The sequence below is a fragment of the Epibacterium sp. ABZ3_068 genome (assembly GCF_056159265.1).
Genome location: NZ_JBSWUV010000001.1, coordinates 2484081 through 2507699 on the forward strand (window position 1 = coordinate 2484081; position 23619 = coordinate 2507699).

Annotated in this window: 16 protein-coding genes and 2 pseudogenes; 11 read left to right on the forward strand and 7 right to left on the reverse strand. The window is 56.6% G+C overall.

Annotated features, from left to right (window positions below; translation table 11 throughout):
• Nucleotides 1–24 precede the first annotated feature (24 nt).
• The 4 genes from ACXAEW_RS11875 (at nucleotide 25) to ACXAEW_RS11890 (ending at nucleotide 5219) form a co-directional block, all read left to right on the forward strand.
• Nucleotides 25–456 (forward strand): hypothetical protein, encoded by a 432-nt coding sequence (locus ACXAEW_RS11875; protein WP_474941509.1) that lies wholly within the window; start codon nucleotides 25–27, stop codon nucleotides 454–456.
• Between the two features lie 25 nt (nucleotides 457–481).
• On the forward strand, nucleotides 482–850 hold the full coding sequence (locus ACXAEW_RS11880; protein ID WP_474941510.1) for a YciI family protein: 369 nt from the start codon (nucleotides 482–484) through the stop codon (nucleotides 848–850).
• A 22-nt stretch (nucleotides 851–872) separates the two neighbouring features.
• Nucleotides 873–2084: an RNA polymerase sigma factor gene (locus ACXAEW_RS11885; RefSeq protein WP_474941511.1), complete on the forward strand. Its 1212-nt coding sequence runs from the start codon at nucleotides 873–875 to the stop codon at nucleotides 2082–2084.
• A gap of 888 nt (nucleotides 2085–2972) precedes the next feature.
• Entirely contained in the window at nucleotides 2973–5219 is a 2247-nt protein-coding gene (locus ACXAEW_RS11890) for a methyl-accepting chemotaxis protein (RefSeq protein ID WP_474941512.1), read from the forward strand.
• A gap of 117 nt (nucleotides 5220–5336) precedes the next feature.
• Here the strand turns inward: ACXAEW_RS11890 and ACXAEW_RS11895 are convergent, their stop codons facing one another.
• Nucleotides 5337–6344, reverse strand: coding sequence for a class 1 fructose-bisphosphatase (locus ACXAEW_RS11895; protein ID WP_474941513.1), 1008 nt, complete (start codon nucleotides 6342–6344; stop codon nucleotides 5337–5339).
• A gap of 740 nt (nucleotides 6345–7084) precedes the next feature.
• On the opposite strand from ACXAEW_RS11895, the gene ACXAEW_RS11900 reads away from it, so the two are divergent.
• The 4 genes from ACXAEW_RS11900 to ACXAEW_RS11915 are packed head-to-tail and all read left to right on the forward strand — an operon-like array spanning nucleotide 7085 to nucleotide 12148.
• Nucleotides 7085–8824: a PHA/PHB synthase family protein gene (locus ACXAEW_RS11900; protein WP_474941514.1), complete on the forward strand. Its 1740-nt coding sequence runs from the start codon at nucleotides 7085–7087 to the stop codon at nucleotides 8822–8824.
• Between the two features lie 21 nt (nucleotides 8825–8845).
• Nucleotides 8846–9601, forward strand: coding sequence for an enoyl-ACP reductase FabI (gene fabI / locus ACXAEW_RS11905; RefSeq protein ID WP_474943031.1), 756 nt, complete (start codon nucleotides 8846–8848; stop codon nucleotides 9599–9601).
• On the forward strand, nucleotides 9591–10991 hold the full coding sequence (locus tag ACXAEW_RS11910; RefSeq protein ID WP_474941515.1) for a bifunctional enoyl-CoA hydratase/phosphate acetyltransferase: 1401 nt from the start codon (nucleotides 9591–9593) through the stop codon (nucleotides 10989–10991). The genes fabI and ACXAEW_RS11910 overlap by 11 nt, the downstream gene beginning before the upstream one ends.
• Complete coding sequence (locus ACXAEW_RS11915; protein ID WP_474941516.1) at nucleotides 10988–12148, forward strand: acetate/propionate family kinase; 1161 nt, start codon at nucleotides 10988–10990, stop codon at nucleotides 12146–12148. Before ACXAEW_RS11910 ends, ACXAEW_RS11915 begins: the two co-directional genes overlap by 4 nt.
• Nucleotides 12149–12413: 265 nt before the next feature.
• Here the strand turns inward: ACXAEW_RS11915 and ACXAEW_RS11920 are convergent, their stop codons facing one another.
• The 6 genes and pseudogenes from ACXAEW_RS11920 to ACXAEW_RS11945 all read right to left on the reverse strand — a co-directional run.
• Nucleotides 12414–15206 carry a bifunctional aconitate hydratase 2/2-methylisocitrate dehydratase gene (locus tag ACXAEW_RS11920; RefSeq protein WP_474941517.1) on the reverse strand — a complete coding sequence of 931 codons (2793 nt, stop codon included), beginning with the start codon at nucleotides 15204–15206 and terminating at the stop codon, nucleotides 12414–12416.
• A gap of 429 nt (nucleotides 15207–15635) precedes the next feature.
• Nucleotides 15636–17045 carry an ABC transporter ATP-binding protein gene (locus tag ACXAEW_RS11925; protein ID WP_474941518.1) on the reverse strand — a complete coding sequence of 470 codons (1410 nt, stop codon included), beginning with the start codon at nucleotides 17043–17045 and terminating at the stop codon, nucleotides 15636–15638.
• On the reverse strand, nucleotides 17042–17881 hold the full coding sequence (locus ACXAEW_RS11930) for an ABC transporter permease (protein ID WP_474941519.1): 840 nt from the start codon (nucleotides 17879–17881) through the stop codon (nucleotides 17042–17044). The genes ACXAEW_RS11925 and ACXAEW_RS11930 overlap by 4 nt, the downstream gene beginning before the upstream one ends.
• Complete coding sequence (locus ACXAEW_RS11935) at nucleotides 17878–18834, reverse strand: ABC transporter permease (protein WP_474941520.1); 957 nt, start codon at nucleotides 18832–18834, stop codon at nucleotides 17878–17880. Before ACXAEW_RS11935 ends, ACXAEW_RS11930 begins: the two co-directional genes overlap by 4 nt.
• Before the next feature lie 4 nt (nucleotides 18835–18838).
• On the reverse strand, nucleotides 18839–20362 hold the full coding sequence (locus tag ACXAEW_RS11940; RefSeq protein ID WP_474941521.1) for an ABC transporter substrate-binding protein: 1524 nt from the start codon (nucleotides 20360–20362) through the stop codon (nucleotides 18839–18841).
• 104 nt (nucleotides 20363–20466) lie between these two features.
• Nucleotides 20467–20592 (reverse strand): annotated as a pseudogene (locus ACXAEW_RS11945) (ATP-binding protein); the annotation flags it as partial.
• Between the two features lie 17 nt (nucleotides 20593–20609).
• Between ACXAEW_RS11945 and ACXAEW_RS11950 the strand changes: the two are divergent.
• The 3 genes and pseudogenes from ACXAEW_RS11950 to ACXAEW_RS11960 all read left to right on the forward strand — a co-directional run.
• Nucleotides 20610–21407: pseudogene (locus tag ACXAEW_RS11950) on the forward strand (carbohydrate ABC transporter permease); the annotation flags it as partial.
• Entirely contained in the window at nucleotides 21400–22305 is a 906-nt protein-coding gene (locus ACXAEW_RS11955; protein WP_474941522.1) for a carbohydrate ABC transporter permease, read from the forward strand. The pseudogene ACXAEW_RS11950 and the gene ACXAEW_RS11955, both read left to right, overlap by 8 nt.
• Before the next feature lie 3 nt (nucleotides 22306–22308).
• Nucleotides 22309–23406 carry an ABC transporter ATP-binding protein gene (locus tag ACXAEW_RS11960; RefSeq protein ID WP_474941523.1) on the forward strand — a complete coding sequence of 366 codons (1098 nt, stop codon included), beginning with the start codon at nucleotides 22309–22311 and terminating at the stop codon, nucleotides 23404–23406.
• The last annotated feature ends 213 nt before the right edge of the window (nucleotides 23407–23619 follow it).

The following is a 23619-nucleotide window of genomic DNA, read 5'->3' on the forward strand; positions in this document are numbered from 1 at the left end:
AGATAGAAAAAGGAAACCTTTGACATGGCTTTCGCTCCTCGGACCTTCGCGATCATCGATGCGGCGCTCTATCTGGTAGCAACATTGGGGTTTGCGCTTATCTGGCACGTACTGGCCTTTGAGCCGCTCTATACCTCTCTCAATTGGCCCACCCCCGAGCCACCGGATATCGCGCTTGGATTTCTCGCCGTCATCACCCAAGGAGTGGTGCTGGGCTACTTGTTCCAGAGATGGATTGATGGCCATGCGCCTGGAAAAAGCGCGGCGTCGTTCTGCGCAATCGCTTTTGTGTTCCTGTGGTCAAGCCATGTGATCGGCGATGCTGCGAAATGCGGGTTTCTTCCCCGAAGCACCTTTGTGGCAATTGAAACGATTTACCTCATGGTCCAGTTTGTAATGTATTGGATTATTCTTACGGCGGTTCATCGGGTCTTTGATGCCAGAACCAAAACGTGATTTTCTCAAGAATAGGAACGAATTGATGCTCTATTCTCTGCTGCTTTTTGGCACCGAAGGTGTTGCAGAAAGCCTATCTCCTGAGGCGCATGATGCCCTGTTGCAAAAACACCGGGACTTGCAGGCGCGTCTCACCGCCGATGGCACATATCGCGGTGCGGTTCAACTCATGCCACCCTCCACAGCCACACATCTGCGAGATGAGGGCAAAGGTGCCGAGCTGTTCGATGGCCCATTCGCGGAATCCAAAGAACAGTTCCTGGGTTTTTATCTTATCGAATGCGACGACATTACCTATGCACAGGCCGCCGCCCAAGACTTACCGCAAGGGATCATGACCACCGAAGTGCGTGCGGCGGCTTGGGCTGGTGGCCCGCTGGCGGGAGATGCCTGAACGTGCCACGATATCTGCGCACTTGGCAGCAGCGCGCCCACGGGCTGTCGCCGCCCTCTTGGGTTGGTGTCGTGACCTTGATTTGGCCGAAGACGGATTTCAGGCAGCGGCTTTGCGTGCAGCAAAGTTCTGGCCAGACAACGGTCTGCCACGCGACCCAACTGCGTGGTTGATCCACGTCGCCCGAAATGCGGTGCGCGATACGCTGCGCCAGCGCGCGCGGCGTCCCGAAAGCCAGATCGAACCGGATCTGGAAGTCGCAGATAACAACATCCAGTCTGCGGAAGACCAACTAGAGAGACGCCAGTTTCAGGACGAGGTTTTGCAGCTTTTGGTGCTGTGCTGCCATCCTAGTTTAAAATCCGGCGATCAGATTTTGCTGTGTTTGCGCTACGTGCTAGGGCTTAGTGTGAACGACATGGCACGAGCACATGTGACATCGGCTGACACGATCCAGCGGCGCATTTCGCGGGCGCGGGCGCGGGCACAGGACTGTTTGCGTGACGGTGCGGACTTGATCGCACCCAAAGAGCGCGCCGAGAGTTTGTCCCAAATCCGCCGTGCGCTTTATCTCATGTATAGCAAAGGTTACAGCGCCAGCCATGACGAGCCGCACGTCCAGCCCGTTTTGGTACGCGAGGCGATCCGGCTGGCGCGGTTGCTGGTCACGCTGTATCCGGCGGAGCCGGAAAGCCTGGGTCTACTGTCCCTGATGCTCGGACAATCTGCGCGGCTGGCCGCGCGCGTGGACGCCGCAGGAGCCCTTGTCAGTTTGGACAATCAAGACCGTGCTCTATGGGATCAGGGCATGATCTCTCAGGCAAAACTCTATCTGGAGAATGCACTGCGCGCTTCTCGGCCTGGCCCCTATCAATTGCAAGCGGCGATCGCCGCCGTGCACAATGCGTCGAAAGAAACCGAACACACCGATTGGGAAGAAATTCACCGTCTCTATCTCATTCTGGAAGCGATGGAACCGACCCCTGTGGTCCGGCTCAATCGAATAGTGGCAGCCGCGCAATGCCAGGGACCAGAGACCGCGCTGGACGACTTACAGAGTTTAACTGAGCCATTGTGCTCTTATCTTCCCTATCACACGGTATATGCTGGGTTGTCCGAGAAAGCGGGACGTGTGGGCGATGCAATTCGGGCACTCTCCGCGGCACTGGACTGCAATCCCTCGATTGAAGAGCAGGCGCATCTTGTGCGCGAACTTGAGCGATTGGGAAAATAGATGTCTTCCCCACACTAAGTCTTGATGCCGACCTATGGGACGCGCGGCAATGTCGAACCGTTTCTGGCCCTGAACCTGGCGCTTGGACTGCGGAAACGGAGCTATCGTGTATGCCCCAAGCTTGGCATGCAGCTCATTGACCTGCTCTTCGTCAATCTCAAGAGCTTTCTTGCCGCCGTGCTCGAACGCGCCAGATGCGTCTTCAAGAAACCCCCGCTTCCAGCTGTGGATCATGGTGGGGTGACAGGACATTGGCTGGCAAGGTCAGCCAGTTTCCGGTCACCCTTAAAGGCTTCAAGCGCGGCTTTGGCCTCGAATTCAGGGCTGTGGTTCTTTCGTTTCGACATCGTTCTCCATGGGCCTCGGACCGATGGCGGCACTCATGCCTCACTCGCCTTTTCGTCGAAGATCAGCAGACAACAAATCGTAGCTTACGTCAGTTTCCGAAGTTCGGGGGGGGGCACTTCAAACGAGGAAAACCCCTCTCATGGATTGCTTTGTAGACTACTTCTGGTCATCAGACGATCAAACCAAACTTTCTGATCGCGTCCAGACACGGTGTTCCTGCCCGGTAAGAATATCAAATTGCCGTAACTCCGTTACAATTTCCTCGGGCTACGGGCGCTTGTTGGCAAGGTGTTTCCTCCGTATTTCTAAATATAGCGCATGGCCGATGCAGTCAGGGGAGGACTCTTTGAGGAAAAACGACCATAGAATCGCGTCGTGAGTTGGCCTGATTAGTCACAAGTGGATTATTGAATAGAAAATTTAGTCTTTTATGGTCGGCACTTAGTAGCTTTCTTGGGGAGGGCAGGTCGGCGGTAACACCTGATTCATGCGTTTGTGCCAGTAAATAGCAGTGTGGGCAACTTTTGGGAACGCTTGGACATGCCACTTAAACTTCGCTCGATTTCAGGTAAACTCCTGATAACTATAACCCTCGCTATTGCTGTGCTAGGGATTTGCTTTACACTTTTCACTGTGCAACGGGTGTCGAAAGAGGCCCACCATCAAGCGCTGGAGAAAGCCACGAATGCGGCCTCTCAGGTGGCGCAAAATTTGACGACTGAACTTACGCAAGCAACAACAACCGCGATCTCGCTGAGTGGGTCTGTTGGCGGTCTGCTCAAAGAGGGTGACGTTAAAACACAGGACGTTATCGAGTTGCTGAAGGGGGTCGCGGAACAGTTTGGCGCTGGCTTTTTCACTTGGGCGGCCGCTGTTCCCGGGGGACTTGCGGACACGCAAATTCAGGGCACCGAAGGACGCAACAAAACTGGTACGTTCACGCCATATTGGACGCGAACCGACACAGGTGATTTGAGTTTTGAAACCTTCGATTTTGATCCCGACACTGATTTGGAATGGTTCAGGGTGCCGGTCGAAACACGTAATGGGCTGATCACTGAACCTTACCTTTCGGCAGAGAACAGATTGCTGACGTCCGTGTCGGTGCCTGTAATCGTCGACGGAGAAGTTGTGGCACTTGCCGGGACTGACGTTGTGCTTGACGACCTGACCAACTTGGTGACCAGCCTTTCGGTTTTTGATGGCGGGCGGGTCATGCTGCTGGGACAAAGCGGAAAATGGCTTGCACATCATGACAAGGAAAAGATCACACAGCCCTATGACGGTCCGGGCGTCGAGGCTTATAATGCTGCCTTGGAAACTGGCGAGACACAGGTGGTGTCTGGTCTGGAAAATGGCGTAACCCGGCTGTTCCAGCCGTTTTCGGCCAGCGGCATGAACAAGACATGGGTAGTGGTTTTGGATGTGCCGCGTCACGTCTTTACTGATCCGGTTCGCGAAAGCGTCAAACAAGGGGTCATCTCCACCAGCCTGTTGCTGGCTTTGGTTCTCGTCACCACTTTCTTTGCAACCCGGTCGTTGGTTCAAAAGCCGCTTTCGAAATTGCTGAATGCTGTCAATGCCTTGTCCGAAGGGCGTGTCAAGGACGACATTGACTTGCCGCAGAGCAAGGATGAAATCGGTGTGGTCGCTATTTCGCTGGACACATTGCGTCATGGCCTGGTCGAAAAAGAACGGCTTGAAGAAGCGCGTATCGTGGAAGAAGAAAACCACAAAACCGTGGTGCAGTCCCTTGCCAGCGGCTTGAACCAACTCGCCAGCGGAGACCTCACCTCTAAACTGAACCAGTCCTTTCCCGAGCATTACGAACAGTTGCGTCGGGACTTCAATAAGACTGTAGATACCCTCAATGATACGATGTCACAGGTTGTCGCCAGCACACAAAGCATCCGCAATGGTGCAACGGAAATTAGCCAGTCTTCTGACGATCTATCTCATCGGACCGAGAGCCAGGCAGCAACGTTGGAAGAAACCGCCGCTGCGCTGGATGAACTGACTGCTTCGGTGAAATCCGCCGCAAGTCGTGCGCGCGACGTTGAGAAGACGATGACCAGTGCCCGTGATGAAGCGGAGAAAAACCGCGCCGTGGTCCAAAACGCCGTGACGGCTATGACTGAGATCGAGCAATCTTCCAACCACATCAGCCAGATCATTTCGGTCATTGATGACATTGCGTTCCAGACCAATCTGCTTGCCCTGAACGCGGGGGTTGAAGCGGCCCGCGCTGGTGAAGCAGGTCGCGGCTTTGCTGTGGTGGCAAGCGAGGTTCGGGCCTTGGCGCAGCGCTCCGCAGATTCAGCAACCGAGATCAAGACATTGATCAGCGAAAGTTCGCAACAAGTCGAACGCGGTGTTGACCTGGTCGGCAAAGCGGGTGGTGCGTTGCAGAATGTCGTTCAGCAAATCACACAAATCTCGCAGTTGGTGTCGGGTATTGCCGAAGGGGCAGCCGAACAATCCATTGGCCTGAATGAAATCAACACAGGCGTTATGCAATTGGATCAGGTCACTCAGCAAAACGCAGCAATGGTCGAGGAATCAACTGCAGCTGGTCACATGCTCAATTCCGATGCAGGAAAACTGGCTGACATTGTTGGGCGCTTCAAAGTCTCTGGCTCAAACGGCGGCCTGTCTCAGTCGTCTTCTGGTGCCGGCGCAACGTCATCAGATGCAGGTGATTGGGAGGTCGAAGAGTTCTCTTCCGCGCCACAAGCTGTTGCCGCATCCCAGGGCGGTGGCGGACAAGGAAAATGGACAGATTTCTGACCGTAACAGTGAATTATGCTAAGCTCCCAAGCCCGTAGTTGGCCTTCGTGAGCTTAGCATTTCAGCGCCCCGCGCCAGAGGCGTTCCAAAAACTTATATTGGCGCGGGGCGTGCTGATCACGACTCTTCGTGATAGCGATTGAGAACGGTGACTTCCTCTTTGGAACCGAGGATCACGGAAACACGCTGATGGTGTGACATGGGTTGAACATCAAGAATGCGCTGTGTTCCGGTGGACGCTGCACCGCCAGCCTGTTCGACAACAAATGCCATCGGGTTTGCCTCATACATCAGGCGTAATTTACCGCCGTCCGCGATGTTGCCCGCGTCGCGCGGGTAGAGAAATACGCCACCGCGCATCAGGATGCGATGCACTTCGGCAACCATGGAAGCGGTCCAGCGCATGTTGAAAGTCTTTGCACGAGGGCCCGATTTCCCTTGGATGCATTCGTCAAAATAGCGTCTTACCGGTTGATCCCACAACGCATAACGAGAGGCGTTAATGGCAAATTCGGCTGTTGTCTCAGGGATGACCATATCGGGGTAGGTCAACCGGAACTCTCCGGTGCCTTGCTGATGGGTAAATCCGTTCACGCCATTGCCAGTTGTGATCACGAGAGATGTGGAAGGGCCATAGACCGAATACCCCGCGCAGATCTGTTCGGCACCTGCGCGCAGCACTGAGCGGTCGTCAGTTGCATCGATTGCAGTGGGCAGCTGCGAAATCGAGAAGATGGATCCGACCGACAGGTTCACATCAAGGTTTGAGGAGCCGTCAAGCGGGTCGAAATAGACCAGATAATCACCGGCTTCTGGCTTTTCTTTCAGCCAGTAAACCTCATCCACTTCTTCTGACACCAGCGCGGCGACGCGTCCACAATTTGAACAATGCCGCACAAACACGTCGTTGGCGATCACGTCGAGTTGCTTTTGTGTTTCACCCTGAACATTGGTCGATTGGGTGGCCCCCAACTTGCCGGCGAACGCCCCGCCGCGGATCTGATGTGAGATGATACGACAAGAGGTTGCAATGTCTTCCAGCAGGAAGATCAGATCCTTATCCAGCTTGTGATGGCTGCGCTCGGCAAGCAGGAATTCGCGAAGGGTGATCTGATTGGAGGTCATGAAAAAAGCCTTTTCTTTGAAAGGGGGCATAGACGACATGTTGTCAAGTTCTGGTCACCCAGTTTTACGGCTGTTTCACCGGGAGGGTTTGGGGAGCGCCGCCAAAGCATCATATCAGTGCTGCGCAAAAGTCGGGTGAACATGGCGATCGTTAACTTCTCTGTGGTCCTGCGCCCGGGATTGGGTTTGGACGTAAACTGGATATTCTTGCTCGCAGGCCCTAACATTTGGATCAGGCACGTCAAGTCACCTTCAAGAGTTACATGTCGCCAGCATCAGACATCGCTTTCAGTTACGTCACTGAAATTATTGTCTTCACGGCCCGCCTTTGGTTGTTTGTGGTCAAAAAATAGTCCAGTGCGTCCTATTTGTTCACCGTCTTGATCAGGGCCGTGATGGCACGAGGGGATAGCTTTTGGCAAGTGTCAGCAGGGGGCGTGCAAAGGCCTTGAGGATGTTCTGTCCAGTTGTACTTCGCTATGTAGCACGACTTAGGGGGAGGTTCCTTTGTTTGAATTGGTGTGTCTTCTTAACGCTTTAAAGTTGTTCTCAGACTTTTTTAAATCAGCGTGAACGCAGCTGAACCGGTCGGGCGGCAGGTTTGTTTCTTTTGAATTTTGGGCCGGTAATTATCAAGCAAAAATATATGTTTAGCATTTTTCTGCCGTGCAGCATTTGTCGTTTAACTTTTACGTCTTCGGACTATAGTCCAGACACAAAGACAAGTTGAGGTAGTGCCGATGAAAGACCATTCCGCTGCGCAAGCGACAGATGTGCACTCGGTGACCAAGGATCAACGAAACAATCGGCCCATGCGCCAAGCCCTGGCGGCGCTGACCCAAGGCAGTTCACCTGCGTCGCTGTTTTCTATCTACGCGGACTGGCAGGCCCATTTGGCGATGGCTCCGGATAAGCAGATGGAGCTTGCTCAGACTGCCGCCAATCATTGGATCAGCTGGTTTGGCTATGTGGCGCAAGGGTGCCCCGATGATCCCAACCTTCGCCCAATCACGCCGCAGCGGACTGATCGCCGCTTTCAGGCTGAAGGCTGGTCAAGGCCTTATTTTGCGGCGCTGTCTCAGGGATTTCTGCTGGCAGAGGACTTTTTTGACCAGGCCACAACAGATGTGCCGGGTTTGGATCCTGCACATGATCGGGCAATGACATTTTTGATGCGTCAGATGCTGGATGCAGCAGCGCCATCTAATTTCCTTGCCACCAACCCAGAGGTGATCGAGCGCACGATAGAGACGGGTGGCGCCAATTTACAGCACGGCATGGCCCGCATGTTGCAGGACCTGAAAGGCGCGCGCCACGCGGATCACGCCGGTGGCAATGCTCAGGTCGGAACAACAGTGGCCGTGACGCATGGCGAAGTTGTCTTTCGAAATCACCTGATCGAGCTGATCCAATATGCCCCGACGACCGATACGGTCCATCCTGAGCCGATCCTGATCGTTCCGGCCTGGATCATGAAGTATTACATTCTTGACCTCAGCCCGCACAACTCTCTGGTGCGTTTTCTTACGGATCAAGGGTTTACCGTGTTTATGATTTCCTGGCGCAATCCGGGAGAGGATGATGCGGCACTGGGGATGGCGGAGTATCTTGATCAAGGCCCTCGTGCGGCCCTTGATCATATCACCGCTGTAACGGGAGCGGCCAAGATCCACACGGCAGGATATTGTTTGGGCGGCACGCTCTTGTCGATTGCTGCGGCCGCGTTGGCGCGGGATGGAGATGACAGGCTGGCCAGCATGACTTTGCTTGCGGCGCAGACCGATTTCAGCGAGCCAGGCGAGCTTGGGCTGTTCATCAGCGAAAGCCAGGTTTCCTTTCTTGAAGATATCATGCAGTCGCAGGGCTACCTTGCCGGAAATCAGATGATGAGCGCGTTTCAGATGATGCGCTCCAACGATCTGATCTGGTCGCAGATGATACGCAAATATCTGCTTGGCGAAGAGGACGTGCCGGTCAATGATCTGATGGCCTGGAATATGGACAGCACCCGGATGCCGGCGCGAATGCATGCCGAATACCTCCGTCACATGTTCCTGAACAATGATCTGGCGGCAGGGCGCTACGAGGTTGATGGCCACCCGGTTTCACTTCGCGACATCCGCATCCCGGTCTTTGGCGTGGGGACTGAAACGGACCACATTGCGCCTTGGAAATCCGTGTTCAAAATCCACAACTCGGGCCATGCTGATGTGACCTTTGCGCTGACCAATGGCGGGCATAATGCTGGGGTGATTTCTGAACCGGGGCACAAACGGCGCCACTATCGGATCCATACGACACGGGTTTCGGACAAGGCGCTGACCGCAGAGGACTGGATGGATGCCGCTTCGCTGGAAGAGGGCAGCTGGTGGCCTGCATGGACGACATGGCTTGAGAAAATTTCAGGTCCGCGCACCCAACCGCCAACAATGACAAAGCCACTGGCCGCTGCGCCGGGCACATATGTGATGATGGAGTAGCCAATGCTGCCAGGAAACGAACTGCTCAAAGGCAAAAAGGGTTTGATCGTAGGGATCGCCAATGCACATTCAATTGCGGCAGGATGTGCTTCGGCCTTTCGGACGTCTGGCGCAGATCTCTGCGTCACTTACCAGAGTGACAGGGCAAAGGCCTTTGTGGAACCGGTTGCAAGCGCCGTTGACGCGGACCTGTTTCTGCCGCTCGACGTGATGGATGAAGCGCAGTTGGATGCGGTGTTCGCCCAGATCCAGGAGCGCTGGGGTAAACTGGATTTTCTGTTGCACTCCATCGCCTATTGTCCGCGTGATGATCTGCATGGGCGCGTTGTCGACTGTTCGCAGGAAGGCTTTGCCCTGGCCATGGATGTGTCTGTCCACTCGCTCATCCGGTTGGCAAAGCGCGCTGAACCGCTGATGCAAGACGGGGGCTCGATCCTGACGGTATCTTACCATGGTGCTGAAAAGGTCGTGGATCACTACAATATCATGGGGCCGGTCAAAGCAGCCCTGGAAGCAACAACGCGGTACCTGTCTGTTGAATTGGGCCCCAAAAACATCCGGGTGAATGCCTTGTCTCCTGGCCCGTTGCAGACACGCGCGGCGTCGGGCATCGACCACTTTGATACGCTGATCGAAGACGCAAAGGCGCGCGCCCCTTTACATCGCCTCACCACCATCGAAGAGGTCGGGGCTATGGCTGCTTTCCTTGTAACGGACCTGGCGGGGTCGGTCAGTGGGAACACTGCTTATATTGATGGGGGGCATCATGTCGTCTGAGGCCCTGGAATTTATCGAAAACCGCCCATTTGACGAAATCGCAGTGGGGGATTTTGCGGAGCTGGTTCGGACTTTGACGGCGCAGGATATCGACGCGTTTGCGGTTGTTTCCGGAGATGTGAACCCGGCCCATGTGGATAGCGAATTTGCGGAAGGTGACATCTTTCACAAGGTGATTGCGCATGGCATGTGGGGCGGCGCGCTGATTTCAAACGTGCTTGGCACCCAGCTTCCCGGCCCGGGGACGATCTATCTTGAACAGTCGCTGAAGTTTCTGAAACCGGTTGGTGTTGGCGATACGGTTACAGTGCGGGTCACTGTTGTCGAGAAACATCCCGAAAAGAAGCGTCTGACGTTGGACTGCACCTGTACCAATGGCGGTGGGAAAGCGGTGATCGTCGGGCAAGCCCGCGTAATCGCGCCGGATCGCAAAATTCGCAGGCCACGGGTTGCGATGCCCGATCTGGTCCTGCACCGGCATGGGGCTGTGCATGGCGATTTGCTGGCCCGAGCCAGATCACAGAAACCGCTGTCAGTTGCCGTGGTACACCCCTGTGATCAGGCCTCGCTTGCGGGCGCCATTCATGCGCGCGATCTGGACCTGATCGACCCTGTTCTGGTCGGACCCAGGGAGCGCATCTCTGCGGTGGCCTTGGAACACGAGCTTGATATCAAAGGGGTGGCAATCGTCGATACTCCGCACAGCCATGCTTCGGCGGAAATGGCGGTTGCTTTGGTTCACGAGGGCAGAGCCCGCTCGCTTATGAAAGGCGCGCTGCACACGGATGAGGTCATGTCCGCGGTTGTGGCCAAGTCCGGTGGGCTGCGCACCGAGCGCCGCATGAGCCATGTTTATGTGATGGATGTCCCGACCTACCCGAAGCCTCTGATCATTACCGACGCTGCGATCAACATCGCGCCGGATCTGGCGACCAAGGCCGATATTATTCAAAACGCAATTGATCTGGCCAATGCGATTGGCATCGACACGCCTAAGGTTGCGCTTCTGTCTGCGGTTGAGACGATTACGCCGCGGCTGCAATCCACCGTTGATGCGGGCGCTTTGTGTAAGATGGCCGACAGGGGCCAGATCACCGGTGGGATTCTCGACGGTCCACTGGCCTTTGACAATGCGATTTCAATGCGCGCAGTGGCGACCAAAAGCATCGTCTCTCCGGTGGCCGGGCAGGCTGACATATTGGTGGCCCCCGATCTGGAAGCTGCCAATATGATTGCCAAGCAGCTGATGTATCTGGCTGGTGCCGAGGCCGCAGGCATTGTCCTTGGCGCCCAGGTTCCGATCATCCTGACCAGCCGGGCGGATGACGACAGCACACGCACAGCATCGGCTGCCATTGCTTCCTTGTATAGCGTGGCCCGCCGCGCATGAGCGGGCTTCTCACGCTCAATGCCGGTTCCTCGTCGCTCAAGTTCGGGCTGTATGAGGACCGCGCGGAACCTGATCTGCTGGTTCGTGGCCAGGTTGACGGAATAGGGCGCGCGGCCCGGTTGATCCTGACCGCAGACGGGACCCGGACATCGCGTGAGATCGAAGCCCACACCCAGCATGAGGCGCTGGACCACGTCATAAAGGCGCTGGAACCGCATATGCGGGGGCTGCGCATCACGGGCGTTGGCCACCGGGTGGTGCATGGCGGTCCAGATTTCGCCGCACCTGTTGTTCTTACGCCCCGGATCCAAGAGGCTCTTGCGGCGCTAAACCCGCTGGCTCCCTTGCACCAGCCGCATAATCTGGCCGGTGTCACAGCCGCTCACGACCGTTTTCCCGAAGCCATTCAGGTGGCGTGTTTTGATACGGCCTTTCATCGCGGCCATCCTTGGGTGAATGACGCTTTTGCACTCCCGCGTCCGCTTTATGACGAAGGGGTCCGGCGGTATGGCTTTCATGGTCTGAGCTACGACTATGTCACCGGTGTCATTGCACGGGAGTTTCCGGACTTGCACCGGGCGCGGGTGATCATCGCCCATCTGGGCAACGGTGCTTCCATGTGTGCGGTTCGAAACGGTAAAAGTGTTGGATCCACAATGGGGTTTTCCGCGCTTGACGGGCTGCCTATGGGGACGCGGTGCGGGCAGATTGACCCCGGTGTTGTGCTGCATCTGATCGAACAGAGAGGCATGTCACCGCATGAGGTCCTGACCCTCCTGTACAAGGAAAGCGGACTGCTGGGCTTGTCGGGGATCTCGGGTGATATGCGAACGCTGCTTGCCTCAGAGGCCCCAGAGGCGCAGCAGGCAATCGACTACTATGTGTTCCGCGCCCGCCGCGAAATTGGCGCGCTCAGCGCGGTCCTTGGGGGATTGGACGGGTTGGTTTTTTGCGGTGGAATAGGTGAGAATGCGGGAATAATCCGGGAGCGGATAGTTGAGGGGCTTGAATACCTTGGGCTGGCGATACATGACAGCGCGCCCGCAGATCCACGCGATATTGGCGGTGGCGCGACTCGGATCCTTGTTATTCCGACGGATGAAGAGCGCGTCATCGCACGTGCCGCGCATCAGGCTGTGGCAGCAGGCGGTTTCTGAAAGCCCCTGTAAACTTCTCCTGGGGGCGCCCTCTCTCCCCCTTGGGCGCATCACGCGGGATGCGAGGCGGGCCTCCCCGAAGGGAACGTGCCCTTTGGGTTTCTCTTTCGTTCAAAACCGGAGGCCACCGGAGGCCATTGGGGCGGGGCAGCCGAGCATGTCTGTTCTGAATGATCCGCTTGTTTGCGACACGACCTGAGGGTCAAACGAAAATGGCAGCCACGGTTTCCCGTCGCTGCCATCATGTCCTATGGTCTGCCGCGTTTTAGAAGTGCAGCGACTTTGCGCCGGCCGGGACTTGCTGAGGTGGTGCAAATTTGGTGAGGTCGATCCCCTCCACAGCCGTTTTATATTCTTCCAGGGTTGGCGTGCGGCCGAGGATCGCTGAAAGAACAACAACCGGGGTCGAGCCAAGAAGGGATTCACCTTTCTTCTCAGGAAGGTCAGCCACAACGCGGCCCTGGAACAGACGGGTCGAGGTTGCCAGAACAGTGTCGCCTTTGGCGGCTTTTTCCTGGTTCCCCATACACAGGTTACAGCCCGGACGCTCAAGATAGAGGATGTTCTCATACTCGGTGCGTGCGGTTGTCTTGGGCGCTGCATCGTCGAACTCAAAGCCAGAGTATTTCTGGAGAATTTCCCAGTCGCCTTCTTCTTTCAGCTCGTCGATGATGTTGTAGGTCGGCGCGGTGACAACCAGCGGTGCTTTGAACTCAACCGAGCCCTTTGCTTTTTCGAGGTTGCGCAGCATTTGGGCTACGATCTTGATGTCGCCCTTGTGCACCATGCAGGAGCCCACAAAGCCCAGATCGACCTTCTTCTCAGCCTTGTAGAAAGAGATCGGACGGATGGTGTCGTGGGTGTAGCGCTTGGAGACATCCACGTTGTTCACATCGGGGTCCGCGATCATCGGCTCGACGATCTGGTCCAAATCCACGACCACTTCGGCAAAGTACTTTGCATTCTCATCCGGGGTCAGGGCTGGCACTTCGCCAGATTTGATTTCGGCGATGCGCTTGTCCGCGATGGCGATCAGGGAAGCAAGCATGCCATTTTCATGCTCCATACCTTTGTCGATCATGATCTGGATGCGGGACTTTGCCAGCTCCAGCGAGCCGATCAGCGTTTCATCATTGGAGATACAGACGGAGGCTTTTGCCTTCATCTCGGCAGTCCAGTCGGTGAAGGTAAAGGCTTGGTCCGCCATAAGGGTACCAATGTGCACTTCGATCACGCGGCCCTGGAAGACGTTGTCGCCGTGCTGCTCCAGCATCTGCGCCTGGGTTGCGTGCACAACGTCACGGAAGTCCATGTGGTCTGCCATTTTGCCCTTGAAGGTCACCTTGACCGATTCAGGAATTGGCATGGAGGCTTCACCTGTTGCCAGTGCCAGCGCAACGGTCCCGGAATCCGCACCAAAGGCCACGCCTTTTGACATCCGGGTGTGGCTGTCGCCACCGATGATGATCGCACGGTCGTCCACGGTGATGTCGTTCAGAACCTTGTGGATGACGTCGGTCATGGAGTGATAGACGCCTTTGGGGTCGCGACCAGTAACCAGACCAAAGTCGTTCATGAACTTCATCAGGCGGGGTGTGTTGGCCTGTGCTTTCAGGTCCCAAACCGACGCGGTGTGACAGCCGGACTGGTAGGCACCATCCACGATCGGGGACACAACGGTAGCCGCCATAGCTTCCAGTTCCTGCATGGTCATCAGGCCGGTGGTGTCCTGAGAGCCAACGATATTGACTTTGACACGAACGTCAGAGCCTGCGTGCAGCGGCTTGTCGGATTTCACACCAACCGCGTTGCGGTTGAAGATTTTTTCTACCGCAGTCAGACCTTGGCCATCCACATGGATCTCTTTGGACGGTGCAAAGGCGGATTTCAGTTCAACACCCAGTGCTTCGGCTGCAAATGTCTGCAGCTTTTTGCCAAAGACGATGGCGTAGGACCCACCTGCCTTCATGAACTCCAGCTTTTGAGGAGTGAAAGAAGAGTCCAGGCTGACCAGCTCTTCGTCGCCCGCTTCGTTATAGAGCTTCTTCTCTTTGGTGTTGATTTTCAGGATGGTGCCGGTCTCAACAGAGTATTTCTGTTCCAGGATCGGGTTGCCATCGTTGTTCAGGATCGGAGTGCCGTCCTCATCAACTTTCTTGACCCAGTTTTTAAGGTCGATGCCGATGCCGCCGGTCACACCTACGGTGGTCAAGAAGATCGGGGAAATGCCGTTGGTGCCTGCAACGATTGGGGCAAAGTTCACAAACGGAACATAAGGCGATGCTTGCTTGCCGGTCCACAGGGCCACGTTGTTTACGCCAGACATCCGTGAGGAGCCCACACCCATGGTGCCCTTTTCTGCGATCAGCATCACGCGGGCATTGGGGTGTTTGATCTTCAGCGCTTCAATCTCTTGCTGCGCGGTTTCGGAAATCATGCATTTGCCGTGCAGCTCACGGTCCGCGCGAGAGTGCGCTTGGTTACCCGGAGACAGCAGGTCTGTGGAAATATCCCCCTCGGCGGCGATATAGGTCACAACTTCGATTTCTTCGTCGATCTCGGGCAGCTTGGTGAAAAACTCTGCCTTGGCATAGCTTTCCAACAGGTCTTTTGCGACTGCATTGCCTGCTTCAAAGGCCGCTTTGATGCGGTCGGTGTCAGCATCATAAAGGAAGACCTGCGTCTTCAGAACGTCGGCGGCTTGTGCCGCCAAGTCTGCGTTGTCGCCCAATGCTATGTCCAGCAGGACTTCAACCGACGGACCGCCCTTCATGTGGGACAGCAGTTCAAAAGCAAAATCTACCGAAATTTCCGGGACGCTCACGTTGCCCAGAATGATCTCTTTCAGGAACTTGGCTTTTTCACCCGCAGCGCTCGTGGTGCCGGGCAGGGTGTTATAGATGAAGAACTGCAAGGAGTCTTCGCGATGCGCGTTGTCAGCATCTTTGATCTGCGCGATGATTTCCTGGGTCAGCGCGCCATCATCGATGGGCTTCGGGTGCAAACCCTGCTCTTTGCGCGTTTCGATCTCATTTAAGTAGTCTGTGTACAAGCTCATGACTGCCTCGACGAATATGCGTTTCGGGAAGCTTGACCACTGAATCTAAGACAGGTCTGGCGAGTCAGCGACAAGCGCGTTGTATGCGGATGTATACCAAGTGCGGCGAGTTTGCAAGACGATCAACTGAACGAAAGGGGGCTGCAAAAACGCGATCCCTTGCGTCGCTGATCCTTTAGGCTCCGGTTTTTACCTGTGTCCTTCCAAAATCTCTTACTACACTTGCTACAAGGGCTCAATCTAGCGCGTGATGCTTTTACGGTTGATGCACAATTAAGCCGCAGTTGCGATAGACCCTTTGAGGCTGTGTTCCAAAGCCTGCCCGGTAAGCCAATGCGGCACGGTGCCGCCGAGTGCAGAAAGTGCCCCGATATAACGAAAGAGAGGCGCCGTTTGAACCGCGCCTCTTTTGCACATTTTTATGCTCTTTTATGCGTGCAGCTTCGCCGCTTTCAACGTGATGGTCCGGTCCGCCCATTTCGCGGCAATATTGCTGTCATGAGTGACCAGGACAACTGCGATCCGCTCATCCCTGGAGATCCGTTCAAGAAGCAAAAGCGTCTCTCGCTGGGTGATGGGGTCCAGGCGTGACGTGGGCTCATCTGCCAACAGCACCTTGGGTCCAACCGTCAAAGCCCGCGCTATGGAGATCCTCTGCAATTCGCCGCCTGAAACCTCATCCGGGCGTCGATCCAACAGGGACGGGTGGATGCCAAGCTGTTCAAGCGTGGCGATCACTTTTGACCAATCTGTTTTGTGCAGGTGGGCAACATCTCGCAACGTCTGCTTTAGCGCAACGCGTGGGGGGAAGGCGGCAGGCGGATCCTGATAGAGCTTTTGAACCGCATGCCGGGCCAGATTTGGGTTGCGTTTGACGGTACCCGAAGCAGGGCGAAGCACTCCCGCCAAAGCATCAAGCAGCGTGGTTTTGCCAATGCCGCTTGGACCGACCAGCGCAACCCGTTCGCCGGCCTGAAGGTTCAGACCGAAATCCTCAAACAGAAGACGATCACCACGTGATACGGAGACGCCTTTGGCTGTCAGGACGGTTTCGCCGGGCTTGCTAGCGTCACTGCGGGGCCAGTTTTGCGGGTCAGCGCCCAGAAGAGCCTTGGTGTAGGGGGCCGTAGGGTTTTCCATGACGGACACGGTATTTCCTTGCTCTACCAAGGCGCCGTCGCGCAGCACAAGGACCTCGCCGCCCAAGGCATGGGCAACGCTTGCTTCATGAGTGATGGCAATGAGCGTGCCGCCGCTTTTGGGGACGTCTGCCAGCAGTTCAACAACCTTTGCGTTGCGTTGCGCGTCCAGACCTTTGGTGGGCTCATCCGCCAGCAGGATCGGAGCTTTGGCCGCCGTGGCCGCCGCAAAGGCCACCCGTTGCGCCATACCCCCGGAGAGGGCACCGGGCAGCCTGTGTTCCGCGCCCTTTAGACCTAGGGCTGCAAAATCATCCTGTGCGTTTGTGCGGGCCTCTGCTGGTGAGGCTCCGGCCACGTATTGATGCGCTTCGGAAACCTGAAAGAGGGCCTGCATCAGCGGGTCCAATGCGCGCCAGGGTTCCTGGGGCAGGGTTGCCAGCTCCTTGCCCCACATGGCGACACGTTCCGCAATGGGCAGTTGGTCGACGCGGCGGCCGTTGATGGCAATCTCCCCTTCGGCATGCAGGGCCGCCGGAAGGGTGCCGAGGATTGCCTGGGCGATCAGGCTTTTTCCTGCGCCGGTTTCGCCCATGATAACAAGTGTGCCACCGGCGGCGACTTGAAAGCTCACGGGGCCCATCAGGCGGGTTGATCCCGCATAGACAGAGAGCGCGTTGACTTCGATGGAATAGGTCATGGTCGACGCAATCCTCCGACTGAAAGATGTAGGGCAAGGACTGTGAGGACCAGACAGGCGACCGGCTGCAGGATCAGGAACGGAGCTTCACGCCAATAGGGCAGGAGTTCCGTCATCATTACTCCCCATTCCGCTGTGGGGGGGCGCACGCCGACGCTGACAAATCCGAGGGCCGCAACAGAAGTCACGGCCGTCGCCGCGCCAAAGGCCGCGATGGTTTTGAGACCGGGACCGATTGCCGGGATCAGATGTCGGCGCAGCAGCAGCCAGGGACCCAGCCCAAGGAGGCGGGAGGCTTCAACAGCGGGTTCGGCCAGAACAATGCGGGCCTGCTGGCGGGTGTAGCGGAAGTATTCCACCCAAAGCGTCAGCGAGATCCCTGCATAAAGGGCCCACCAGGATCCGGGTGAAATGGCGGCCAGCATCAGAACCAGCAAAAGACCGGGCAATGCCAGGACCGCATCAGCAAAGGCACCCAACACGCGATCCGTCCAGCCTCCGAACCATGCGGCGGTGATGCCCAGAATGGTGCCGGGCAGGCCTGCTGTCAGAACAGACAGAAAGGCCAAAGACAGGGACAGCTGTGCCCCGGACAACAGGCGGGAGGCCATATCGCGGCCCAGATTGTCCGTTCCCAGCGGATGTGCCGCGCTTGGGACCTCCATGGTGCTGAGCAGTGATTGTTTGGCAGGGTCGCCCCCGATCAAAGCAGGGCCGCCGATGGCACATATGGCCAATAGGGCCAGCAGCATCAGGCCCAGCAGCTGAGGTCCGCGCAATCGCGGAACAGCAAGCGCGGCAGGGGAGGTCAGAAGTGAGTTGGATTGATCAGTCATTGTGCCCTCACACGGGGGTCGATTGCGCGGCAGGTCAGGTCAACACAGAGGTTCAGCGCAACGTACAAGAGGCCAAGTGTCAGTGCGGTGCCCTGTACCATGGCGATGTCGCGGCCAAAGATGGCATGGACCAGAGCATGGCCGATACCAGGCCAGGCAAAGACGGTTTCAACAATCACCACGCCCTCGATCAGATAGGCCAGTTGAACGCCAATGTAGGTCACAACGGGCAGTGCCGCATTGCGCAGAACATGGCGCCAGAGTGTCAACCGGGCGGACAGCCCTTTGGTCCGGGAAAACTGTTGCCAGTCAGCGCTCATGGCGTCTGCAACTGCGTCTCGTACCACGCGATTGGAGACAGCGGCCAAACCAAAGCCAAGGGTGAACGAGGGTAGGATCAGATATTCGATCCCCCGAAACCCGGCGACAGGAAGGAGTTTCAGCTGCACCGCAAAGATCAGGACCAGAACGATCCCCAATGCGAAGGCAGGCACTGCGCGCAGAAGGACAGAAACCGCCAGCGAAACTCGGTCCACAAATCCCCCCGGCTTGAGGCCTGCGGTAATGCCAACAGGCAAGGTGATCAGAAGTGATGCAACCACAGCCCCCCCGGCCAGCATCAGCGAATGACCGAGCTGGGTTGCGATCTCATCCACCACTGGGGTTCCATAGACCGCTGATGTGCCCAAATCAAACTGTGCAAGAGCGGTCAGCCAGGACATCAGCTGGACAATCCACGGCCGGTCCAGCCCCAGTTCGCTGCGAACGGCCTCGGCGGCGGCGGCGTCCATCATGTCATAGCCATAACGCCCCGCGGCGATACGATAGGCCGCATCGCCCGGCAGCGCGTGCATCATTGCAAAGCTCACGATGCCGACGATAACCGCGACAATCAGCGCTTGCAGCCCCCGGGTTGCAAGCGCCTTTGCGATTGAATTCAGAAGAATGGGCATCTGATCACTCGACCCAATACATCTTGCTCAGCCCGTAGGACCGTTGAAGCGGATCAATCACCACACCTTCCAGCTTGTCGGCAACGGACACCGTGTGCTGATACCAGACAACGGGAATGACCGGCAGTTCGTTGTGAAGGGTGGTCGAGATCTTGGCGATGCTTTCTTTGCGCAGTTGGGGATCCGAAGAGCCGGCAACGATTTCCAGCGCTTTTTCAACATCGGCGTTGCTCCAGCCCATGGCCCCCCAGTCTCCGCCACCTTTGCCAAAATCCTGCAGAACGGTGCCGATCGGATCCGGGGTCAGACCGTAGTTACGGGCATAAAGCGCAACGTGCAAAGAGCCGTCTTTGTGACCTGCGGGGATCTCGGAGTAGTTGGCGACGCTGACGTCCAGCTCGATACCGATCTCGCGCCATTGGTCCTGAAGGGCGGCGGCGATCAGCGGTAGCTCTGGGCGATCCGGGAATGTGCGCAATTGGATCGAGAACCGTTCACCATTTCGGGTCAGAATACCGTCATCACCCGGAACCCAGCCCAGCTCTGCCAGCAGCGCCTTGGCAGCTTCAATATCGGTCTTCAGAGGCTCAAGACCGTCAGAGTGCCAAGAGTTCAATGCAGGTGGGAACAATTGTCCAGCGGCGGCTTCTGGAAAGCGTGTGATTGCCTTGGCGATGCCTGCGCGCGGTGTTGCGAGGCTTAACGCCTGGCGGGCACGTACATCGTTCAGGAACGGGTGGCTTGCATTGACCTTGAGCGAAACAACGCGCGGGATCGGGTGGGCCGAGGTTTCAATATTGTCCACGTGCTGAAGATGGGCGTAGCCGGATGGATCCAGGCTGAACACGATGTCTGCATCTCCACTTTCCGCAAGCAACGCTCGTGTTTCGGCGCGACCCGCGGCCAGATATGTGGCGCTTTCCAGTTTGGGGGCATCTCCCCAATATGCGGTATTGCGCGCCAGCGAGATGCTTTGCGGAGGTGTGAATTCAGTAACGCTGAACGGTCCGGTGCCAAGCAGTTTGACCGCATTGCCTTCTGCATCAAATGCGGTTGGGGCGGGAATGATGGTTGTGGCATGGGCCAGCAGTGACGGAAGCGCAGTGAAGGGCTTGTCGACTGTGATAACCAGGTTGTTGCCCTTGGCTGCGATGCTGGTGATCGGTGCTTTTTTCAGAACGCCCGGCTGTTCCCAGGCGCGTGTCAGAACCTGGGCGACAGTCCCGGCTGTCATCTCTGTGCCATCGTGATAGGTGACACCTGCGCGCAGTTCGAATGTCCAGGTCAAACCGTCATCGGAGGCAGCCCATGCTGTCGCAAGTCCCGGGCGCAATGTGCCGGTTTCATCCGCATCGACCAGATTTTCCATGATTTGCAACTTTTGCAGCGCAAAGCCTGCAACCGCCGGATCATAGCTTGCGATTTCCCAAGGAGCGGCAATGGTTACACTTGATTTCGTGTCGGCCATGGCCCAGCTGCCTGAAAGCGCAGTAACCAGACACAGAGCCGTGCTCAGATTTTTAAACATAAGGGACACTCCGATTCACATTGGTGAGATTCGCAGCGTATGTATCAGTGTATGGTATGTAATAACATATCCAGCTGCGTCTGTGTCGACATCAAGAGCGTCTGTCAGCGCGGCAAGGTTATGCGTGCCCGCAGGCCGGTTTCGCCGTCTTCAAAGCGCAAATTGCCGCCGTGAATGGAAACGATTGTTGAAACGATCGACAGTCCTAGCCCGGTGCCTTCGATGCGCGTTGTGTTGGGGCCTCGGGTACGGGTTCATCGGCTGGACGGCTTGGGTTTCATTCACCCGCTCAAAACTGTTGCCCCGCTATGAGCTGAAGGGCACGGTGCAATACGAAAAACTCTTTGCCTCGCCCCGTTGGGACACGGCTATGGACAATCTTTTTGTCTTTGGTGCGCTGTTTATCGTGGTAGCAATGGTGCTGGGGCTGATGCTTGCGATCCTGCTGGATCAGCAGGTGCGCAGCGAAGGGGTGATCCGCACGATTTACCTGTACCCCATGGCGCTGTCCATGATCGTGACGGGGACAGCGTGGAAATGGATCCTGAACCCCGGTCTTGGGCTGGAGGCCATGGTCAAAGGCTGGGGATTTGAGACCTTCAGCTTTGACTGGCTGGTTAACCCTGACTACGCAATTTACACTGTGGTGATCGCAGCGGTCTGGCAAAGCTCGGGCTTTGTGATGGCGCTGTTCCTGGCGGGCCTGCGTTCGGTGGATGGCGAGATCATAAAAGCGGCCCAAGTGGACGGTATCCCGACCTGGCGCATCTACACCGCAATCATCATTCCCTCGATGGCGCCAATCTTCCTGTCCGCGTTCATTGTGCTCGCCCACCTTGCGATCAAGAGCTTTGATCTGGTGATTGCCCTGACGGGTGGTGGCCCTGGCTATGCAACCGATCTACCCGCTACATACATGTACGCAATGGCATTTTCGCGCGGCGATATCGGTCAGGCGGCAAGTTCGGCCATGATCATGATGGCGGTCGTCTTCACCATTGTCGTTCCCTATCTCTACTCAGAATTGAGGGCGAAAAATGACTGATATCTCTGTGCCTTCCGCCGCCCAAACATCCAAATCCGAGACCCGGCTGGGCAAGATTGCCCTGCGCTGGGGGCTCTACCTGATCCTGGGCCTCTTTGCGCTTTATTATCTTTTGCCGCTTGTGGTCATGATCACAACCTCGCTCAAAAGCCTCGATGAAATCCGTACCGGATCGCTTGTGGCTCTCCCGCGTGAGGTAACGTTTGACGCCTGGAAAACCGCCTGGTCCGGAGCCTGTACGGGCATCCAATGCGAGGGCCTGCGTCCGTATTTCTGGAACTCGGTTCTGTTGGCAATCCCTGCTGTTGCAATCTCGACGATCCTTGGGGCGCTCAATGGCTATGTCATCGCCCATTGGAAGTTCAAAGGCGCAAATCTGATCTTCTCGCTGCTGCTGTTTGGCTGCTTCATCCCGTTTCAGGTGGTGCTGCTTCCCATGGCGCGTGTGTTGGGGTTCATGGGGCTGGCCGGGACCATTCCGGGGCTGATCTTTGTCCATGTGATCTATGGGCTTGGCTTTACCACGCTGTTCTTCCGCAACTACTACGTGACGGTTCCAACCGAACTGACCAAGGCGGCCAAGGTCGACGGCGCTGGCTTTCTGCGGATCTTCTGGTCGATTTTCCTGCCTCTGTCGCTGCCGATCATCGTGGTCACAGTCATCTGGCAGTTCACCCAGATCTGGAACGATTTCCTGTTTGGTGTGTCCTTCAGCCAGTCCGGCACGCAGCCTGTTACGGTTGCACTCAACAACATCGTCAACTCCACCACTGGCGTCAAAGAATATAATGTAGACATGGCGGCCGCGATCATTGCAGCGCTGCCCACGCTCCTTGTCTATGTCGTCGCCGGCAAATACTTCATCCGCGGCCTGACCGCCGGTTCTGTGAAAGGGTGACCCATGGCTCCTATTCTTGATATCAAAAACCTCTACAAGAACTACGGCAACGTCGAGATCCTGAAGGATATCAACGTCTCCATTGAACCCGGTGACTTCCTGGTCCTTGTTGGCCCCTCTGGCTGCGGCAAGTCCACGCTGCTGAACTGTATTGCAGGGCTTGAACCGATCACCGGTGGGAGCCTCAGCATTGGCGGCCGGGATATGACCCATGTCAGCCCCAAGGACCGCGACATCGCCATGGTGTTCCAGTCCTATGCGCTTTACCCGACCATGTCGGTTGCAAAGAACATCACCTTTGGCATGAAAGTCCGTGGGGTGGATGCGGCCACGCAGGAAGAAAAGCTGAAAAAAGTCGCGGCCCAGTTGCAGATCGAGCAGCTTTTGAACCGTCGTCCGGGGCAGCTGTCCGGTGGTCAGCGTCAGCGGGTTGCGATGGGGCGTGCGCTGGTGCGTGATCCGAAGCTCTTCTTGTTTGACGAACCTCTGTCGAACCTTGATGCGAAGCTGCGTGTTGAAATGCGGTCCGAGATCAAGAAGCTGCACCAGACGTTGGGAGCTTCGATGGTCTACGTGACCCATGACCAGATCGAGGCGATGACCCTTGCGACCAAGATTGTTGTAATGAAAGGCGGCGTGATCCAGCAAATCGGCACCCCGGCCGAGATCTATAATACGCCTGCCAATCTCTTTGTGGCGGATTTCATGGGCTCACCGGCAATGAACCTGATCCCGGCCAAGGCACATAAGGACGGTGGCGAGACCGTGTTGGAAATCGCCCGCACCGAGGGCGCACCCATCATCCTGCGGGATCACCGTAATCCGGACCTGCCTGCTGATGTCCTGTTGGGACTTCGCCCGGAAGACATCGCAGAAAGCGGCTTTCGCTCTGGTGCGGATGTGCAAGAGGCGGAGTGTCTGGTTGAGATGGTTGAACCTGCTGGTGCGGATACTTTTGTGGTGTCGCATCTGGGAGGAAAACAGGTCACCGCGCGGCTTCATGCAGAAACCACGGCACAGGCTGGTCAGCCCTTGTCGCTGGCCTTTGACCTTGGAAAAGTGTCCTATTTCGCGCCACAAACGGGAAACCGCTTGAACTGATTTGAACTGATGTTGCCTGAAAACGCAAAAACACGCGCCGAAATCCGGGGCGTGTTTTTATTTTGGCATTGCGGCCCCATGGGGCCCATTCGCCGATGACGGAGATGCGAAAGGGCGTATGCTTTTGGTCACTTACTTGACTTTGCCAAAGCAGAGATCATCGTCGTACAGTCATCTGCGCGCAGGGGTTCAAAAGATCTGCACCGCACAGGT

Coding starts and splice junctions, on each gene's coding strand:
- ACXAEW_RS11875 (WP_474941509.1), top strand. CDS start 25: ATGGCTTTCGCTCCTCGGACCTTCGCGATCATCGATGCGGCGCTCTAT.
- ACXAEW_RS11880 (WP_474941510.1), top strand. CDS start 482: ATGCTCTATTCTCTGCTGCTTTTTGGCACCGAAGGTGTTGCAGAAAGC.
- ACXAEW_RS11890 (WP_474941512.1), top strand. CDS start 2,973: ATGCCACTTAAACTTCGCTCGATTTCAGGTAAACTCCTGATAACTATA.
- ACXAEW_RS11895 (WP_474941513.1), bottom strand. CDS start 6,344: ATGACCTCCAATCAGATCACCCTTCGCGAATTCCTGCTTGCCGAGCGC.
- ACXAEW_RS11900 (WP_474941514.1), top strand. CDS start 7,085: ATGAAAGACCATTCCGCTGCGCAAGCGACAGATGTGCACTCGGTGACC.
- ACXAEW_RS11910 (WP_474941515.1), top strand. CDS start 9,591: ATGTCGTCTGAGGCCCTGGAATTTATCGAAAACCGCCCATTTGACGAA.
- ACXAEW_RS11915 (WP_474941516.1), top strand. CDS start 10,988: ATGAGCGGGCTTCTCACGCTCAATGCCGGTTCCTCGTCGCTCAAGTTC.
- ACXAEW_RS11920 (WP_474941517.1), bottom strand. CDS start 15,206: ATGAGCTTGTACACAGACTACTTAAATGAGATCGAAACGCGCAAAGAG.
- ACXAEW_RS11925 (WP_474941518.1), bottom strand. CDS start 17,045: ATGACCTATTCCATCGAAGTCAACGCGCTCTCTGTCTATGCGGGATCA.
- ACXAEW_RS11930 (WP_474941519.1), bottom strand. CDS start 17,881: ATGACTGATCAATCCAACTCACTTCTGACCTCCCCTGCCGCGCTTGCT.
- ACXAEW_RS11935 (WP_474941520.1), bottom strand. CDS start 18,834: ATGCCCATTCTTCTGAATTCAATCGCAAAGGCGCTTGCAACCCGGGGG.
- ACXAEW_RS11940 (WP_474941521.1), bottom strand. CDS start 20,362: ATGTTTAAAAATCTGAGCACGGCTCTGTGTCTGGTTACTGCGCTTTCA.
- ACXAEW_RS11955 (WP_474941522.1), top strand. CDS start 21,400: ATGACTGATATCTCTGTGCCTTCCGCCGCCCAAACATCCAAATCCGAG.
- ACXAEW_RS11960 (WP_474941523.1), top strand. CDS start 22,309: ATGGCTCCTATTCTTGATATCAAAAACCTCTACAAGAACTACGGCAAC.